Below are 231 nucleotides of genomic sequence, written 5' to 3'. Positions count from 1 at the left end.
AAGCACAAGCTGAATATGATCAAAACCGTAAACAAGCTGTTGGTACGGGTGATCGTTCAGAGCGTATTCGTACGTATAACTTCCCGCAAAACCGTGTTACAGACCATCGAATCGGTTTAACGATTCAAAAGCTAGATCAAATCTTACAAGGTAAGTTAGATGATTTCATCAATGCCTTAGTGATGGAAGATCAGGCTCAAAGGATGGAGGCAGCTGAGTAATGCGTGTCTA

The 231-nt window shown here is 42.0% G+C and carries 1 pseudogene; it reads left to right on the top strand.

The features are described from left to right. Nucleotides 1-221, top strand: a pseudogene (locus SB717_RS39925) (peptide chain release factor 1); the annotation flags it as partial. Between the last annotated feature and the right edge of the window lie 10 nt (nt 222-231).

Origin of the sequence: Priestia sp. SIMBA_032 (genome assembly GCF_046535215.1) — a bacterium.
In the GTDB taxonomy this organism is placed as follows: domain Bacteria; phylum Bacillota; class Bacilli; order Bacillales; family Bacillaceae_H; genus Priestia; species Priestia aryabhattai.
The sequence above is the reverse complement of the archived record's forward strand: the minus strand, read 5'-3'. Positions and strand labels throughout refer to the sequence as shown.